General features: G+C 69.3%; 15 protein-coding genes. 9 read left to right on the plus strand and 6 right to left on the minus strand.

All coding sequences use genetic code 11. The annotated features are described in order from the left end of the window. Window positions 1-48 precede the first annotated feature (48 nt). From ACTWP6_RS18770 to purT, 3 genes are read left to right on the plus strand one after another with little or no spacing between them, the layout of a single operon-like run. The gene (locus tag ACTWP6_RS18770; protein ID WP_260754899.1) at window positions 49-1,035 is read left to right on the plus strand and encodes an SGNH/GDSL hydrolase family protein; all 987 of its coding nucleotides are present in this window, start codon (window positions 49-51) and stop codon (window positions 1,033-1,035) included. 46 nt (window positions 1,036-1,081) lie between these two features. Next, window positions 1,082-2,299 carry an acetyl-CoA C-acetyltransferase gene (locus tag ACTWP6_RS18775; protein WP_260754900.1) on the plus strand — a complete coding sequence of 406 codons (1,218 nt, stop codon included), beginning with the start codon at window positions 1,082-1,084 and terminating at the stop codon, window positions 2,297-2,299. A 22-nt stretch (window positions 2,300-2,321) separates the two neighbouring features. After that, on the plus strand, window positions 2,322-3,524 hold the full coding sequence (purT, locus tag ACTWP6_RS18780; RefSeq protein WP_443188479.1) for a formate-dependent phosphoribosylglycinamide formyltransferase: 1,203 nt from the start codon (window positions 2,322-2,324) through the stop codon (window positions 3,522-3,524). Here the strand turns inward: purT and ACTWP6_RS18785 are convergent. Both ACTWP6_RS18785 and ACTWP6_RS18790 read right to left on the minus strand, forming a co-directional pair. Further along, window positions 3,505-4,452: a hypothetical protein gene (locus ACTWP6_RS18785; protein WP_260754902.1), complete on the minus strand. Its 948-nt coding sequence runs from the start codon at window positions 4,450-4,452 to the stop codon at window positions 3,505-3,507. The genes purT and ACTWP6_RS18785 overlap by 20 nt on opposite strands. A 213-nt stretch (window positions 4,453-4,665) precedes the next feature. Next, entirely contained in the window at window positions 4,666-5,517 is an 852-nt protein-coding gene (locus ACTWP6_RS18790; protein WP_260754903.1) for a Bax inhibitor-1/YccA family protein, read from the minus strand. 169 nt (window positions 5,518-5,686) lie between these two features. Between ACTWP6_RS18790 and ACTWP6_RS18795 the strand changes: the two genes are divergently transcribed. From ACTWP6_RS18795 to ACTWP6_RS18805, 3 genes are read left to right on the plus strand one after another with little or no spacing between them, the layout of a single operon-like run. Next, window positions 5,687-6,730, plus strand: coding sequence for an enoyl-CoA hydratase/isomerase family protein (locus ACTWP6_RS18795; protein WP_260754904.1), 1,044 nt, complete (start codon window positions 5,687-5,689; stop codon window positions 6,728-6,730). Then, the gene (locus ACTWP6_RS18800) at window positions 6,727-7,500 is read left to right on the plus strand and encodes an enoyl-CoA hydratase (protein ID WP_260754905.1); all 774 of its coding nucleotides are present in this window, start codon (window positions 6,727-6,729) and stop codon (window positions 7,498-7,500) included. Before ACTWP6_RS18795 ends, ACTWP6_RS18800 begins: the two co-directional genes overlap by 4 nt. Window positions 7,501-7,509: 9 nt before the next feature. Then, on the plus strand, window positions 7,510-9,222 hold the full coding sequence (locus ACTWP6_RS18805; protein ID WP_260754906.1) for an alpha/beta hydrolase: 1,713 nt from the start codon (window positions 7,510-7,512) through the stop codon (window positions 9,220-9,222). Here ACTWP6_RS18805 and ACTWP6_RS18810 read toward each other — a convergent pair. Together ACTWP6_RS18810 and ACTWP6_RS18815 are read right to left on the minus strand one after the other, a co-directional pair. After that, window positions 9,219-9,587 carry a rhodanese-like domain-containing protein gene (locus ACTWP6_RS18810; RefSeq protein WP_260754907.1) on the minus strand — a complete coding sequence of 123 codons (369 nt, stop codon included), beginning with the start codon at window positions 9,585-9,587 and terminating at the stop codon, window positions 9,219-9,221. The two genes, ACTWP6_RS18805 and ACTWP6_RS18810, sit on opposite strands and share 4 nt — an antisense overlap. Further along, on the minus strand, window positions 9,587-10,108 hold the full coding sequence (locus tag ACTWP6_RS18815) for a cysteine dioxygenase (RefSeq protein WP_260754908.1): 522 nt from the start codon (window positions 10,106-10,108) through the stop codon (window positions 9,587-9,589). Before ACTWP6_RS18815 ends, ACTWP6_RS18810 begins: the two co-directional genes overlap by 1 nt. 263 nt (window positions 10,109-10,371) lie before the next feature. Between ACTWP6_RS18815 and lpqV the strand changes: the two genes are divergently transcribed. Both lpqV and ACTWP6_RS18825 read left to right on the plus strand, forming a co-directional pair. Further along, entirely contained in the window at window positions 10,372-10,818 is a 447-nt protein-coding gene (gene lpqV / locus ACTWP6_RS18820; protein ID WP_443188480.1) for a lipoprotein LpqV, read from the plus strand. Between the two features lie 78 nt (window positions 10,819-10,896). Beyond that, window positions 10,897-11,886: a patatin-like phospholipase family protein gene (locus ACTWP6_RS18825; protein ID WP_260754910.1), complete on the plus strand. Its 990-nt coding sequence runs from the start codon at window positions 10,897-10,899 to the stop codon at window positions 11,884-11,886. Here ACTWP6_RS18825 and ACTWP6_RS18830 read toward each other — a convergent pair. After that, entirely contained in the window at window positions 11,875-12,753 is an 879-nt protein-coding gene (locus tag ACTWP6_RS18830; RefSeq protein WP_260754911.1) for a patatin-like phospholipase family protein, read from the minus strand. The genes ACTWP6_RS18825 and ACTWP6_RS18830 overlap by 12 nt on opposite strands. Next, entirely contained in the window at window positions 12,753-13,802 is a 1,050-nt protein-coding gene (locus ACTWP6_RS18835; protein ID WP_443188481.1) for an NAD(P)H-dependent amine dehydrogenase family protein, read from the minus strand. Before ACTWP6_RS18835 ends, ACTWP6_RS18830 begins: the two co-directional genes overlap by 1 nt. 170 nt (window positions 13,803-13,972) lie before the next feature. Between ACTWP6_RS18835 and ACTWP6_RS18840 the strand changes: the two genes are divergently transcribed. Further along, window positions 13,973-15,619, plus strand: a complete 1,647-nt coding sequence (locus ACTWP6_RS18840) for a serine/threonine-protein kinase (protein ID WP_443188482.1) — start codon at window positions 13,973-13,975, stop codon at window positions 15,617-15,619. The last annotated feature ends 47 nt before the right edge of the window (window positions 15,620-15,666 follow it).

A 15,666-nucleotide genomic window follows, 5' to 3' on the forward strand; every position in this document is an offset into this window, starting at 1 on the left:
CCGCTTAACGAGCCGGGTAGCCGCGCATTTCCGCTCTAAACTTGCGGAGTGGGCATCCTCCGTCGTGCTCCGCGCGGTCGTACACCGCGTCGTTCCACGGTCGCGCTGGCGGCCGCAGCAACGCTGGCGTCCACCGGCACCGCCTACGTCGGGGCCCGCAACCTCCTTAGCGGACAGGCCGATCAGGCGCGCCGCGTCATCCCGAAGGCGTGGGACATCCCGCCCCGCGCCGACGGCGTGTACTCCCCCGGCGGCGGCCCGGTCGAACCTTGGCACCGTGGTGTCCCGTTCGACCTGCACCTGATGATCTTCGGCGACTCGACGGCCACCGGGTACGGCTGCCAGGCCGCCGACGAGGTGCCGGGCGTATTGCTGGCGCGGGGGCTGGCCGCCGAGTCGGGCAAGCGCATCCGGCTGAGCACCAAGGCCATCGTCGGCGCGACGTCGAAAGGGCTGTCGGGGCAAATCGACGCGATGTACGTCGCCGGGCCGCCACCCGATGCGGCCGTGATCATGATCGGCGCCAACGACATCACCAAACCCAACGGCATCGGCCCGTCGGCGCGCCGCCTGGGCCGGGCTGTGCAGCGGCTGCGCGCCAGCGACGCGGTCGTCGTCGTGGGCACCTGCCCGGACTTCGGTGTCATCACCGCGATCCCGCAGCCGTTGCGGTTCGTCGCCCGCAACCAGGGGTTGCGTCTGGCGCGCGCCCAGGCGGCCGCGGTACGTGCCTGCGGCGGGGTGCCGGTGCCGTTCAGCGATCTGCTGGCCCCGGACTTCTACCGGACTCCGGAGCTGCTGTTCTCGCCGGACATGTTCCATCCGTCCGCGGCGGGATACGAGCTGGCCGCGATGCAACTGCTGCCCGCGCTGTGCAACGCGTTGGGAGAGTTCGTCACCGGCATGCCCGCCGCGCCGGCGCTGGAATCGCGCGCGGGCGACGACGGCTCGCTGCTCGCGCGCCTCGGCGGGCTCAGCCGGCTGTGGCGACGCTCGACCGGGGTGCCCGCGCCGATCGTCGCGCCCGCGGGCTAGGTTTCTTGCAACACGTTCCACCCGGTTCGAACCTGAGGAGCCCGTCATGCCCGAAGCCGTCATCGTCGCCACCGCCCGTTCCCCGATCGGCCGGGCCAACAAGGGTTCGCTGGTCTCGATGCGGCCCGACGACCTCGCCGCGCAGATGGTCAAGGCCGTGCTCGACAAGGTGCCCGCGCTGGACCCGCGCGACATCGACGACCTGATGATGGGCTGCGCGCAGCCCGCCGGTGAGGCCGGCTACAACATCGCCCGCGCGGTGGCGGTCGAACTCGGCTACGACTTCCTGCCCGGCACCACCGTCAACCGCTACTGCTCGTCGTCGCTGCAGACCACGCGCATGGCGTTCCACGCGATCAAGGCCGGCGAGGGGCACGCGTTCATCTCGGCCGGGGTGGAGACGGTGTCGCGGTTCGGCAAGGGCGCCGCCGACGGTGCGCCGGATTCGAAGAACCCGGTCTTCGCCGATGCGCAGGCCCGCTCCGAGCAGGCGGCCGCCGGCGCGACGGAGTGGCGCGACCCGCGCGAGGACGGCCTGCTGCCCGACGTCTACATCGCGATGGGTCAGACCGCCGAGAACGTCGCGGCGTTCACCGGCATCAGCCGCGAGGATCAGGACCACTGGGGCGTGCGTTCGCAGAACCGCGCCGAGGAGGCCATCAACAGCGGCTTCTTCGAGCGCGAGATCGTGCCTGTCACGCTGCCCGACGGCACCGTGGTGTCGAAGGACGACGGCCCCCGCGCCGGCACCACCTACGACAAGATCAGCCAGCTCAAGCCGGTGTTCCGGCCCAACGGCACGATCACCGCGGGCAACGCGTGTCCGTTGAACGACGGCGCCGCGGCGGTGGTGATCATGAGCGACACCAAGGCCAAGGAGCTGGGCCTGACCCCGCTGGCGCGGATCGTGTCGACGGGCGTGTCGGGGCTGTCGCCGGAGATCATGGGCCTGGGTCCGATCGAGGCCGTCAAGAAGGCGCTGGCCAACGCGAAGATGAGCATCTCCGACATCGACCTGTACGAGATCAACGAGGCGTTCGCGGTGCAGGTGCTGGGGTCGGCGCGTGAACTGGGCATGGACGAGGACAAGCTCAATGTGTCCGGCGGTGCGATCGCGCTGGGCCACCCGTTCGGCATGACCGGCGCCCGCATCACCGCCACGCTGCTGAACAACCTGGCCACCCACGACAAGACGTTCGGCATCGAGACGATGTGCGTCGGCGGCGGCCAGGGCATGGCGATGGTCGTGGAGCGGCTCAGCTAGCTCGCCATAGAATGCCGTTCCGATGACCACCATCGGAACGCCGCTGTCACCGCGCGCCACCAGAGTCATGTTGTTGGGTTCGGGGGAGCTGGGCCGCGAGGTCCTGATCGCGTTGCAGCGGCTCGGCGTCGAGACCATCGCCGTCGACCGCTACCCGAACGCGCCCGGCCACCAGGTCGCTCACCATGCCCGCACCATCACCATGACCGACCCTGGTCAGTTGCGTGCGCTGATCGAGGACGAGCGCCCCGACCTGGTGGTGCCGGAGATCGAGGCGATTGCCACGCCGGTGCTCGAAGAGCTTGAGGTCGAGGGCGTGGTGACGGTGATCCCGACGGCGCGCGCGGCCCGGCTGACCATGGACCGCGAGGGAATCCGGCGGCTGGCCGCCGAAACCCTCGGCGTGCCGACCAGCCCGTATCGGTTCTGCGATTCGCTGGAGGAACTGCACGCCGCCATCGAGGGTCATATCGGGTATCCATGTGTGGTCAAGCCGGTGATGAGCAGTTCCGGCAAGGGGCAGAGCAAGATTGACGGACCCGAGGGCGTCGCGGCGGCCTGGGAGTACGCAATGTCCGGCAGCCGCGTCAGCAACACCCGGATCATCGTCGAGGGCTTCATCGATTTCGACTACGAGATCACGCTGTTGACGGTGCGCGCCCGCGGTGCTGACGGCGAGATCGAGACCCGGTTCTGCGAGCCGATCGGACACCGGCAGGTCAGCGGTGACTACGTCGAGAGCTGGCAGCCGCACCCGATGTCGGCGACCGCGCTGGAACGCGCGCAGCAGATCGCCGGGGCGGTGACCGGGGATCTGGGCGGACAGGGCATCTTCGGCGTGGAGTTGTTCGTCAAGGGTGACCAGGTGTGGTTCAGCGAGGTCAGCCCGCGCCCGCACGACACCGGAATGGTGACGATGGTGACGCAGTGGCAGAACGAGTTCGAGCTGCACGCCCGGGCCATCCTGGGCCTGTCGGTGGACACCGCGCTGAGGACGGCGGGCGCCAGCGCGGTCATTTACGGCGGAGTGGACGCCGAGGGCGTCGTCTTCGACGGCGTGGACGCGGCGCTGCAGGTGCCGCACACCGAGCTTCGACTGTTCGGCAAGCCGGAGAGCTTCGCCAACCGGCGGATGGGTGTCGCCTTGGCGTACGCCGACGACGTCGACACCGCGCGGCGCAACGCCGCCGAAGCGGCGGACCGCGTCAAGCCACGGGTCCCGTAGACCGCCAGTTCTGCCCCGACTCCCGCACCCACGTCGGCCCCGACAGTGCGCTCAGATCGCAATCTCGTGAAAGTTCTCGCGCTGCGCGCACTCTCGCGTCGTAGGCGCGCCGGACCCGGCGAAGAACGTCGTCTGCGTGGGCGGCTTTGACCACCCGGACCCGCGTCCACTCGAGTTCGTCGAGGTCCTCGGCGCGCAGGATGTCGTGGGCGAACTGCATCGGGTCGACGCGGTGTTGGTCTCCGTCGTACTCGACAGCCAACTTCAGGTTCTCCCAACCCATGTCGAGGTAGTAGCGCCGTCTGCCGTCGGCGCTGATCACCGGAATCTGCGTGGTCGGGCGTGGGAATCCGCCGCGGATCAGCAGAAGACGTAACCAGGTCTCCCGGGGAGACTGCGCCCCAGGATCGTGGAGGTCGAGCGCGGCCGCCAGTTGTCGCATGCCTCGCTTGCCGGCATGGCGTTCCCTGGCCCACCGCAACAGTTCACCGGCGTCGAACGGGGTTGCATTGCCCAATGCGTCGAGCCTCGCCACCGCAGTATCGAGCGGTCCCCGGCGGCCCAGGTCGAATGCCGTCCGCTGCACCGTCGTCACCGGCAGTCCCCCACGGCGGGTGCTCTCGTCAGGGTGCAGGTCGTGCTTGTGGGTCCTGATGCCGCGCGGCGCCCGCCCGTTCGACCAGACCAGCTCGATGGGCTGCCCGTCCTCGAGGTAGCGCGCCCCGTGTAATGCCGCGGCGGTGAGACCCGCGAGAACGCCACCGCGATGCGACCACAGCCACGCAGCCTTCGCCCGGTGGTGGACGCTCAACTCGATACCGGGCCGGGTGTACACGTCGGGATACAGCGCGACGTATCGGCTGCGCAGCACATGCTTTCCGACCAGCCCGGCGGCCACCGCTTCGCTACCGATGAACGGCACCTGCATGCGTCGAGCCTCGCGTACCGGCGATGCGTCGCACACCCCCAATCTGCGTCCTGTGGAAAGGCGGCCTCCTGCGGGCAGCGAGAGAGCGCTCAGACCGCGAAATATGGTGATTCGACGCGCTGAGCGCACTCTGGCGGCGGGTAGCCGTGCCGCGGGGCCCGGGCACGAAAAAGGGCGCCCGCACGCGGCGGACGCCCTTCTCGTGTCGGACTGCTAGTCCTGATTGAAGTAGCTGAGCAGACGCAGGATCTCCAGGTACAGCCAGACCAGGGTGACGGTCAGGCCGAGGGCGATGCCCCACGCCGCCTTCTCCGGCGCGCCGGCACGAACCATCTGGTCGGCGGAGTCGAAGTCGATCAGGAAGCTGAACGCGGCCAGGCCGATGCACAGCAGCGAGAAGCCGATGGCCAGGGCGCCGCCGTCGCGCAGGCCGAGGCCCGCGCCACCACCGACGCCGAACACGGCCAGCACCAGGTTGAGCAGCATCAGCGCGACGACGCCGAACAGACCCGCCACGATCATCCGGGTGAACTTCGGGGTGACGCGGATGGCGCCGGTCTTGTAGACGACAAGCATGCCGAAGAACACGCCGAGGGTGCCGACGATCGCCTGCGCGATCATTCCGGCGCCACCGACAGAGGCGATGTTGGCGATGACGAAGGACACCGCACCGAGGAACAGGCCCTCCAGCGCCGCGTAGCTCAGCACGATGGCCGGGTTGTCCTGCTTGCGGCCGAAGGTCGCGACCAGCACGAGGGCGAGGCCACCGAGCGCACCCACCAGGGTGAACGGCATGGCCAGGCCGACGTTGCCGCTGACGAGGAAGTACGACACGACCGCGACGGCCGTCAGCACACCCAGCGTCATGCCGGTCTTCATGACGACGTCATCGATGGTCAGCGCCCGCGAGACACCCGCCTGCTGCTGCTCCGGGTACTGCGTGACGTACGGATCGGCGTGTACCGCCTGCGCACCGTAGCCGGCGGCTCCGGTACCGAATTGCGCATAGCCGCCCTGCTGCCCCTTGGGCAGTGTGCGGAACACCGGGTTGCTGCTTTCGCGCACCGTCGTGTCCTTCCTGTCTCGATGTCGTGTATCAGACCTGTGACGATCACTGGTTCAACGTGTGAGGTTCCCGGGCAGTTCCCGCCGCGGTGGCGGATTTTTCCCAGGGCCTTCACAGGAACCTTACCCGGGCAGAGCGTGACCAGGGCGACGATCTAGATTGCATTCCGTGGACGAAAACGAGGATGTCCTAGTAACTGCCGACCGCGGGGTCGGCCGAATCACGCTCAACCGGCCCAAGGCGATCAACTCGCTGACCCATCCGATGGTCGGCGCCATCGCACGGGCGTTGAAGAGCTGGGAGACCGACGACGCGATCGACGCCGTCGTGGTGACCGGCGCCGGCGACCGCGGCCTGTGCGCCGGCGGTGACGTCGTGGCGATCTATCACGACGCCAGATCCGGCGGCCGTGCGTCGCGCGAGTTCTGGCAGGACGAATACCTGCTCAACGCCTACATCGGGCGCTACCCGAAGCCCTATGTCGCGATCATGAACGGCATCACGATGGGCGGCGGAGTCGGCATCAGCGCGCACGGCAGCGTCCGGGTCGTCACCGAGACCACCAAGATGGCGATGCCCGAGGTGGGCATCGGGTTCATCCCTGACGTCGGCGGCACCCACATCCTGTCCCGCACCCCGGGTCTGCTCGGCGTCCATGCGGCGCTCACCGGGGCGTCGTTCTCCGGCGCCGACGCGATCGCAATGGGTTTCGCCGACCACTTCGTGCCGCAGGACCGGCTCGCCGCGTTCGTCGACGCGATCGCGTCCGGCGGTGTCGACGAGGCGGTCGCCGCATTCGCCCAGGAGCCACCCGCGAGCGAGCTGCTCACCCAGCGCGAGTGGATCGACCGGTGCTATGCCGCTGAGACGGTCGCCGACATCGTCGCCGCGCTGCGCGAGCACGGCGGTGCCGCGGCCGATGCCGCCGACCTGATCGCCTCCCGCTCCCCGATCGCCGCGTCGGTCGCGCTGGAAGCGGTCCGTCGGGCCGCGAAGCTGGACACTCTCGAAGATGTGCTGCGCCAGGAGTTCCGGACCTCGGTGGCGTCCTTGCGATCGCATGACCTCGTCGAGGGCATCCGCGCGCAGCTGATCGACAAGGACCGCAACCCGAAGTGGTCGCCGGCCTCCCTGTCCGAGGTGACGGCAGCCGACATCGAGGCATACTTCGCATCTGCCGATCCCGACATCAACTTCGAGGAGCAGTCATGACCTTTGAGACCATCCTGGTCGACCGTGACGACCGGGTAGCGACGATCACGCTCAACCGGCCCAAGGCACTCAATGCCCTCAACACCCAGGTGATGTACGAGGTCACCACCGCCGCAGCCGAACTCGACGCGGAGCCGGGTGTCGGCGCCATCATCCTCACCGGCAACGAGAAGGCCTTCGCCGCCGGCGCGGACATCAAGGAGATGGCCGGCCTGTCCTTCGCCGACGTCTTCTCGTCCGACTTCTTCGCCGGCTGGGACAGGTTCGCCGCGACGCGCACCCCGACCATCGCCGCGGTGGCCGGATACGCGCTCGGCGGCGGCTGCGAGCTGGCGATGATGTGCGACATCCTGATCGCCGCCGACACCGCGAAATTCGGGCAGCCCGAGATCAAGCTCGGCGTGCTGCCCGGCATGGGCGGGTCACAGCGACTGACCCGGGCGATCGGCAAGGCCAAGGCGATGGACCTGATCCTGACCGGCCGCAACATGGGCGCCGAAGAAGCCGAGCGCGCCGGGCTGGTGTCGCGGGTGGTTCCGGCCGACACGCTGCTCGAGGAGGCCAAGGCGGTGGCCCAGACCATCGCGGGCATGTCGCTGTCGGCGTCGCGGATGGCCAAGGAGGCGGTCAACCGCGCGTTCGAGACCACGCTGAGCGAGGGCCTGCTCTATGAGCGCAGGCTGTTCCATTCGGCGTTCGCCACCGAGGATCAGACCGAGGGCATGAACGCGTTCACCGAGAAGCGGCCGCCGAACTTCACTCATCGGTAAAGTCCATGCGTGACCGATACCGGTGAAGCCGCCGCCGCGGTGATCGACGAGACGCCGGCGCGCGAACATCCGTCGACCACACGGCGCGGGTGGTGGGTCCGCCGCTACACCTGGACCGGTACCGCAGTCGGTTTCGTCTTCCTCTGGTTGTCGCTGACACCGTCGCTGTTGCCGCGCGGTCCGCTGTTCCAGGGACTGGTCAGCGGCGGCGCGGGCGCGATCGGCTACGGGCTCGGGGTGTTCGCGGTGTGGCTGGTGCGGTTCATGGGCTCCAAGGACTCCAGCCCGCCGGCGCCCCGGCGGGCGTGGCCGGTGCTCGTCGTCATCGGCGTGATCGGCTTGGTCGTCATGGTCATCCAGTTCCACGACTGGCAGGACGACGTCCGTGACCTGATGGGTGTCCCGCGCCTGACGTTCTGGGATTACCCTCTGGCCGCGGTGATCTCGGTCGTGACGCTGTTCGTACTCGTCGAGATCGGGCAGCTGATCGGCCGTTTCGTGCGCTTTCTGTACCGTCAGCTCACGCGCGTCGCCCCGCCGCGGGTGGCGGCCGTCGTCGCGGTCGCGCTGCTGCTGGCATTGACGGTCGCGCTGCTCAACGGGGTGGTGGTCCGGTTCGCGATGAGCACGATCAACAAAACCTTCGCCGCGGTCAACGACGAGACCGACCCCGACTTCGCGGCGCCCACCTCGGATCTGCGGTCCGGCGGACCGCAGTCGCTGGTGAGTTGGGAGTCGCTGGGACATCAGGGCCGGATCTTCATCTCCGGCGGACCGTCGGTCGAGGAGCTGACCGAGTTCAACGGCAGCCCGGCGACCGAACCGATCCGCGCCTACGCGGGACTGAACTCCGCCGACGGCATCAAGGAGACCGCGGCGCTGGCGGCCCGCGAACTGCAGCGCACCGGCGGCCTGGACCGCGCGGTGGTCGCGGTGGCCACCACGACCGGCACCGGCTGGATCAACGAGGCCGAAGCCTCCGCGCTGGAGTACATGTACAACGGTGACACTGCGATCGTGTCGATGCAGTACTCGTTTCTGCCCAGTTGGTTGTCGTTCCTGGTGGACAAGGAGAACGCCCGCCAGGCCGGTCAGGCTCTGTTCGAGGCGGTCGACGCGCTGATCCGCGAGATGCCCGAGGCACAGCGCCCGAAGCTGGTGGTGTTCGGCGAGAGCCTGGGCTCGTTCGGCGGTGAAGCGCCGTTCCTGGCGTTGAACAACCTGATCGCCCGCACCGACGGGGCGCTGTTCAGCGGGCCGACCTTCAACAACACCATCTGGACCGACCTGACCCACAATCGCGATCCCGGCTCACCCCAGTGGCTTCCCGTGTACGACAAGGGCGCCAACGTGCGGTTCGTCGCCGAGGCCCGGGACCTGCAGCGACCGCACGACCCGTGGGAGCAGCCGAGAGTGGTCTATCTGCAGCATGCGTCCGATCCGATCGCGTGGTGGAATCCCGACCTGCTGTTCGCCCGGCCGGACTGGTTGCACGAGCGGCGCGGCTACGACGTCTCCCCCGAGATGGAGTGGATCCCGGTCGTGACGTTCCTCCAGGTCAGCGCCGACATGGCGGTCGCGGTGAACGTCCCGGACGGGCACGGTCACGTCTACGTCCGCAATGTCGCGGACGCGTGGGCGTCGATCATGCTGCCGCCGGGATGGACCCAGGCCAAGACCGAGAAACTGCGCGGACTCCTCAGGAGCGACGAGAATTCTTAGCGCAGAACGTTTTTGAGTGCGTGGTAGCCGCCGATGACGTCGGTGGCGCGATGCAGTCCCAATTCCTGCAACGACGCTGCTGCCAGGCTGGAGGTGTAGCCCTCCGAGCACAGCACCACCCACTCGACGTCGTCGTCGACGGCTTGGGTAATCCGCGCGTCACTGGTCGGGTCACACCGCCACTCCAGCACGTTGCGTTCGATCACCAGCGCCTGCGGCACCTCACCCTCGGCGGCACGCTGGGCCGCCGGCCGGATGTCGACCAGGACCGCGCCCCGGGCCAGAGCGGTGGGCACCTCACCGGCCGGCATGCGGGTGAGTCTGGCCCTGGCGTCGGCGAGGACGGCATCGATTCGGCTGGCCATCAGTCGCCCTCCGGCTGGTCGGTGAGCTCGGTCCGGTTGCGGCGCAACGTGTTCTGTTCAGTGACCTCGTAGTAGGACATCGCGGTCAACGGCGGCGAGTACGCGTGCACGCTCAACGTCGGGCCGGCCGGCGCGGCACCGCCGGCGGGCGCGGTCTCGCGAGCCCACACCACGTCATGCACCCAGCCCAGCGGGAACGCCGCCTGATCACCGGCCCGCAACCGTCGCTGACGCAAAGTCACACCGTCCCAACGGGTTTCGCTCAGCACGCCGGACACGACGGTCAGCGCGCCGAGCGAGCCGCCGTGGTCGTGCAGTTCGGTGGAGCGGTTCGGCACCCAGCTGATCAGCCACACGTCGAGTTCGTCGGTGCCGTGCAACCGGGTGAACCAGCGCTCCCCGGCGGGCAGACCGGCTTCGGGCAGCAGGCGATCGTAGTCGCCGCTGAGAACGTCGTCGGCGAAGCGGTCGGTGACGTGCAGCAGGTCGGCAGGACGCAGACGGGTAGGGGCCAGGATCATGGGGGGACTCCAGGAGGAACGACGGACGGATGCGAGGGGTCGGCGACTAGGCCTGACAACACTCCTGAATCCGCGTCACGTCGATCACGGCGGCCAGTCTGGCACAGCTCACTCACCGGCCGCCAGCGCCAGGGTTTAACTTCACCGTGAATCTAGGAAGCGGCAGGTCACCGCCCCGACTGAAACCGCTGTCCCGGCGCGGCTTCCGGCCGGCTTTCGGCCCTTTGCTGTCACCGGGCGCCACGTTGCATAGATTTGGCGGGATGAGCAGGAACCGTCTGTGGCGCACAGGCGCCGTCGCGGCGGCCGTGATCCTGTCCGGCTGCTCGTCTGAACCCGGACCCCCACCGGATACCACCGCGCTGTCCTCGGCCCCGCCCTCGTCGACCCGCGCGGAGGGGCCTCCCGCCCCCCCTGTGCCGTCGGCCGGCGGAGTCGGTGTGTCCCCCGGCGGGGTGACGACCGCTGTCGCCGCCCCGGCGGAATCCACCGAGGACGACTACTTCCAGGCGTGCCGGGCCGCCCGGACGTGGATGGATCGGCAGGGCGGTGACCCCCACACGCAGATCGAGCCCTACCTGAAGACCGTGCAGGATGCGGAGTCCGTGGGTCCCGGGACGTTCGACCGGAAGTGGTCGGAACTGACACCCGGCCAGCAGTCGGCGGTGATCGTCGCGGTCGAAGCGGCTGCCGACGCGCTCTGCGGCTGACGCCCGGCGCGATCCGGGTCGGCGATGTCACCGAGTCCCCGCGACACGGCCGGACCCGATCCGGCGCAGAATTGTCGGATGCGGGTCGCACTGGCTCTGGGTAGCGGCGGTGCACGCGGCTACGCCCACATCGGCGTCATCAACGAGTTGCACGAACGCGGTCACGAGGTGGTCGGCATCGCCGGCTCGTCGATGGGCGCCCTGGTCGGTGGTCTGCAGGCGGCGGGCAAGCTCGACGAGTTCACGACGTGGGCGAGCTCGCTGACCCAGCGCGCGGTGCTGCGCCTGCTCGATCCGTCGATCACGTCGGCGGGCGTCCTGCGGGCGGAGAAGATCCTCGACGCCGTCCGCGAGATCCTCGGCGACGTCACGATCGAGGAGCTGCCGATCCCGTTCACGTCCGTGGCCACCGATCTGATCACCGGGAAATCGGTGTGGATGCAGCGCGGTTCGGTCGAGGACGCCATCCGCGCGTCGATCGCCATCCCCGGCCTGATCACCCCGCACGTGCTCGACGGCCGGCTGCTGGCCGACGGCGGCATCCTCGACCCACTCCCGATGGCGCCGGTGGCCGCCATCGCCGCGGACATCACCCTCGCGGTCAGCATCTCCGGCGAGGATCCCGAGGCCAGTCGCCGCGACCGCGACGCCCGGTCACCGTCGGGTGACTGGTTGAACCGGATGTGGCGCAGCTCGTCGTCGCTGCTGGACACCAGGGCGGCGCGGTCGCTGCTGGAGACCCCGACCGGGCGCGCGGTGCTCGGCCGGTTCGTGGCCGGGGACGACGAACCGGTGGACGGGGAGAAGGACCTCGGCGAACCGATCGCACCGGTGATCCCGAAGCTGGGCAGCTTCGAGGTGATGAACCGGGTGATCGACATCGCGCAGGCCGCCCTGGCCCGCCACACACTGGCCGCCTACCCGCCCGACCTGTTGATCGAGGTGCCCCGCACGGTGTGCCGCAGCCTGGATTTCCACCGCGCCACCGAGGTCATCGAGATCGGGCAGGAGCTGGCGGCCACGGCGCTCGACACGATCGAACAGCGTTCCTCAGGCTCAGGCACCTAGGAATTCGGCAACCCGGCCGGCTTCCCGCCGCCCCTGCGCGCGACCGGCCCGCGCCGCGGGCGCACGGCAGGCCGGGTCAAGCGGGTTGGCCCCGAACGCGGCCAGTGACTGCTCGTCGGCGAACACCGCCAGTGTCGCGCCGGGAAACGCGTCGATCTCGGCGACGGTGCCGGTACCCCACGGCGACGGACTGTCGGCGCGGGAGGGCACCAACACCACCGCGGCCCCGCAGTCCTGTGCGGCGGACATGTTGACCGTGCTTCCGACCCCGCCGTCCATGTAGCGACGGTCCCCGATCGTCACCGGTGGCCAGACGCCCGGCACCGCGCAACTGGCCGCGACGGCGTCGACCAGGCCGACGCCGGAGTCTGCGTCGAACACCACCAACTCGCCGGTGGCGATGTCGATCGCGGTGACCCGCATCGCGCGTGCCGGCCATCGCCGGGTCGGCAGCCGGTGTTCGATCACGGCGCGGCGCACCGCTTCTGCGACGGTGTCGGTGTCCGCGGCCACGGCGCCGATCCTGCGCAGTTTCTGTTCTCTGGTGGCACCCGGGGTCGTCATCGCGGTCAGGAACAGGTCGGTGATCGTGTCGATCGAGACGCCGGGGTGGATCTCGCGGGCACCGTGCTCGTCGGAGAGCTGACGGTCGAACAGATCCTGCAGCGGCAGGCCGCTCCCGAGCTGGGCGACGACCGTCGAGCCTGCCGAGGTGCCGACCAGGACGTCGGCGTCGAGCAGCTTCTTGCCCGCGGCGGGTGCCTCCTCGCAGATTCCGAGCAGCACGCCGGTTTCCCAGGCGATGCCGGCCAATCCGCCGCCGGCGAGTACCAGCGCACGTGTGGAGTCGGCCGCCGAGTCACTCATCATCGCAGGTTTCTCGCCGCCTTCCCGCTGACCAGCGGCAGATCCAGGTACGTCGCGATCCCGGGCGGCGCCGCGCACACCGCCGGCACCGAGTTGACGCAGTGCGCGGCCGTGCCGACCACGCCGTATTCCGGCCCCTCACCGCCGATCTCGGACTGAAAGCCCTTGACAGACACCGTGAAATCCGGGTTCCCCCGCACCTCGATCTCGTAGCGCTGCCCTTCGGGGCCGAAAAACCATGCCGGATCCAGGTTCTCCTCACCCATCAGCCAGTTGACCGTCACACGCACCACGGGTTCGCCGTCGACGAGTGCCTCCCAGTGAAATCGGCGGCCTGCCACCTGGCCGGGCTCGATCGCACCCATCGGCGAGTCAATCGGCGCGGTGGCGACCGCGATCTCTTGCGTCGCACGGATTCTGGGATCGGCGGCGAAACCCAGTTGGTCCACGCACATCCGCACCGCCTGGATGAACCCGGTGTCGAGCATCTTCTGCATCGGGCCGGTCAGCGCCTTGTCCGGGGTCTCGCCGAAGCCCATCACGTGGCGCAGCACATCCGGGGCCTCGTAGCTGCGCAGATCCGAGAACTCCTCCGCGCGTACGAAACTCACCCCGGTGGACATGGCCGAGAGCATCAACGGGAACTTCTCGCTGATGCCGCCGGGCGCGATCCCGGTGCCGTGCAGCGTCGCGTTACCCGCCAGCGCGGCCTCCCGTATCGCCGCGCCGCTGCGTGCGCTCGGATACAGCCAGCCCACCGGGGTGACGACGTTCTTGCCGGACCGCAGCAGCGCGGCGACCTCGTCGGGGTCGGCCATCAGCGGCGAGTAGATGACCGCGTCGGCCTCCGCCGCCAGGATGTCTTCGGCACTGTCGGTCGCGAGTACCCCGATCGGGTCGACGCCGGCGATCTCGCCGGCGTCGCGACCCGCCTTCGCCGGTGAGTGCACCCAGCACCCGACCAGCTCCAACTCGGGATGTTCCAGCACGCCTCTGATTGCCGCGACGCCGACACCGCCGGTGGCCCACTGCACGACCCGCAGCGCCATCTCGTCTCCTCTCCGGAGCCTCGGAAAAACTAGAACGCGTTCTATTCACCACTACACCAGATCGCCGACGGAGGTGGCTGGAAATCGGCAACCCGGCCCGTTGGCACTGTGCAGCGGGACCGGCCGCACTAATCTGTGTTCGCCGGTCGAACAACCTCGAAGGAGCCGTGATGACCGATCCGCAGCAGGGTTCCCGCGTCGGCTCCCAGGTTGGCCCCTACCGGTTGCGGCGGCTGCTGGGCAGGGGCGGCATGGGCGAGGTCTACGAGGCCGAGGACACGGTCAGAGACCGCGTCGTCGCGCTGAAGCTGTTACCGGAGGCGGTCTCTCACGATCCGGTGTTCCGGGCCCGGCTGCAGCGCGAGGCGCACGCCGCGGGCCGGTTGCAGGAACCGCACGTGGTGCCGATCCACGATTACGGCGAGATCGACGGACTGCTGTTCGTTGACATGAGGCTGATCGATGGCACCGATCTGCGCAAGATCCTCAAAGAGCAGGGGCCGATGGCGCCCGCGCGGGCCACGGCGATCGTGCGCCAGATCGCGTCGGCGCTCGATGCGGCGCACCAGAACGGCATCCTGCACCGCGACGTCAAGCCGGAGAACATCCTGCTCAACCGCGACGATTTCGCCTACCTGGTCGATTTCGGCATCGCCAACGCCGCCACCGACGAAGCGCTCACCCAGCTGGGTACCGCGGTGGGCACGTACGCCTACATGGCTCCCGAGCGATTCACCAACGGCGCCGTCGACCACCGCGCCGACGTGTACGCGCTGACCTGCGTGCTGCACGAATGCCTGACGGGGGCACAGCCGTTCCAGGGGGACAGCGTCAGCGTGGTGATCGCCGCGCACCTCAACGAACCGGTGCCGCGGCCGAGTGCGCTGCGGCCCGGGGTTCCGGCCGGCCTGGACCACGTCATCGCCCGCGGCATGGCCAAGCGGCCCGAGGACCGTTACGCCTCGGCCGGCGAGATGGCCAGGGCCGCGGCCGACGCGGCGGCCGGTGTGCCGGAGGACCAGGCGGCGACGATGATGGCGCCGCTGCCGTACCCCGGGGCGCCGACGCCTCCCCCGCCACCGCCCCCGCAGCCACCGGCCGGGGTGTCCGGCTTCGCGACTGCGCCGCCGCCTGCCGGTCCGCCGCCCGGTTGGGCACAGCAGTCGCCGCCGTCGTCGCCCGGTGGCGGTTCGAAGGGGCCGATGGTCGCGTTTGTGGCCGCGGGAGTGGTGATCCTGCTGACACTGGCCGCACTCGGCATCTGGCTGGCGGTGCGGCCCGACGATTCGACGAACTCGGTGGCGTCGCAGACCAGTTCGTCGGCCGCACCGACGACGTCGTCGCGGGAACCGACCCGGCGGACCAGGACGAGCACCACCCCGCCCCCGGCGTCGGCCTCCTACGACCAGCAGTTGATGGGCCTGCTCTCCGGCGGCCACGACAGCTCCAACTGTCAACCGGTGACTCCGCCCGCCGCGGGCACGGTGGCGACGGTGGACTGCACGCAGGCGATCACTCCCGGCGGTCCGGCGTTCACCCGCTATTCGCTGTTCGGCGACAAGAACACCCTCGACGCCGCGTTCCGGGAGGCGGTCAACGTGAACTCCGAGCTGCTGCAGTGCCCGGGCAGCGGCGTCGAGTCCCCCACCACGTGGCACTACACCGACACCCCGGATCAGGTGGTGGGCCAGATCGCCTGCGGCACCTACAACGACAACGCCGACATCGTGTGGACCAAGGACGAGGATCTGCTGCTGGCCGATGCGCAGGGACCGGATCTGGAGGATTTGCACGACTGGTGGCTGGAGTTCGGATAACCCGGGCTAACGTGCTGCAGGAGACCACAACCGCAGCGAAGGGATCG

The organism is Mycobacterium sp. 4D054, assembly GCF_052245755.1.
GTDB lineage: Bacteria > Actinomycetota > Actinomycetes > Mycobacteriales > Mycobacteriaceae > Mycobacterium.

Bases quoted from the DNA above. Each gene is read 5' to 3' on its own strand.
- ACTWP6_RS18815 (WP_260754908.1), bottom strand. From the start codon at position 10,108: ATGATCCTGGCCCCTACCCGTCTGCGTCCTGCCGACCTGCTGCACGTC.
- purT (WP_443188479.1), top strand. From the start codon at position 2,322: ATGACCACCATCGGAACGCCGCTGTCACCGCGCGCCACCAGAGTCATG.
- lpqV (WP_443188480.1), top strand. From the start codon at position 10,372: ATGAGCAGGAACCGTCTGTGGCGCACAGGCGCCGTCGCGGCGGCCGTG.
- ACTWP6_RS18835 (WP_443188481.1), bottom strand. From the start codon at position 13,802: ATGGCGCTGCGGGTCGTGCAGTGGGCCACCGGCGGTGTCGGCGTCGCG.
- ACTWP6_RS18825 (WP_260754910.1), top strand. From the start codon at position 10,897: ATGCGGGTCGCACTGGCTCTGGGTAGCGGCGGTGCACGCGGCTACGCC.
- ACTWP6_RS18800 (WP_260754905.1), top strand. From the start codon at position 6,727: ATGACCTTTGAGACCATCCTGGTCGACCGTGACGACCGGGTAGCGACG.
- ACTWP6_RS18775 (WP_260754900.1), top strand. From the start codon at position 1,082: ATGCCCGAAGCCGTCATCGTCGCCACCGCCCGTTCCCCGATCGGCCGG.
- ACTWP6_RS18785 (WP_260754902.1), bottom strand. From the start codon at position 4,452: ATGCAGGTGCCGTTCATCGGTAGCGAAGCGGTGGCCGCCGGGCTGGTC.
- ACTWP6_RS18840 (WP_443188482.1), top strand. From the start codon at position 13,973: ATGACCGATCCGCAGCAGGGTTCCCGCGTCGGCTCCCAGGTTGGCCCC.
- ACTWP6_RS18810 (WP_260754907.1), bottom strand. From the start codon at position 9,587: ATGGCCAGCCGAATCGATGCCGTCCTCGCCGACGCCAGGGCCAGACTC.
- ACTWP6_RS18830 (WP_260754911.1), bottom strand. From the start codon at position 12,753: ATGAGTGACTCGGCGGCCGACTCCACACGTGCGCTGGTACTCGCCGGC.